Source organism: Priestia sp. SIMBA_032 (genome assembly GCF_046535215.1).
Lineage (GTDB): Bacteria > Bacillota > Bacilli > Bacillales > Bacillaceae_H > Priestia > Priestia aryabhattai.
The window spans coordinates 1-249 of the sequence record NZ_JAWRXD010001232.1 but is presented as its reverse complement, the minus strand read 5'-3'; the positions used below and the strand labels follow the sequence as shown (position 1 = coordinate 249).

The window sequence follows — 249 nt, the reverse complement described above, 5'->3', positions numbered from 1 at the left end:
GCAGCATGGGGCGCTGCGACGAATTCGCGCAGCACTCTGGTGAGCATGCGGACCATATTTTCGGCAGCCTCAGTGCCGATATAGTCCGTGGCGTATTCCAGAAAGCCACTGATATTGAGATCTTGGTCCTCGAACAGGAACAGCGACAGATCAAGGCGTGCGGCACCGGTATCTACATCCGACACGGTCAGTTTTAGATTACCGGTATCCAACGTGCGTTGCTCCTACTCCTTTGACGTCAATTTCAAA

General features: G+C 53.0%; 1 protein-coding gene. It reads right to left on the bottom strand.

Translation table 11 applies throughout. The features are described 5' to 3' along the window. The coding region (locus SB717_RS38260; protein ID WP_410908416.1) for a hypothetical protein at window positions 1–212 on the bottom strand (212 nt) is incomplete at its 3' end. Window positions 213–249 lie beyond the last annotated feature (37 nt).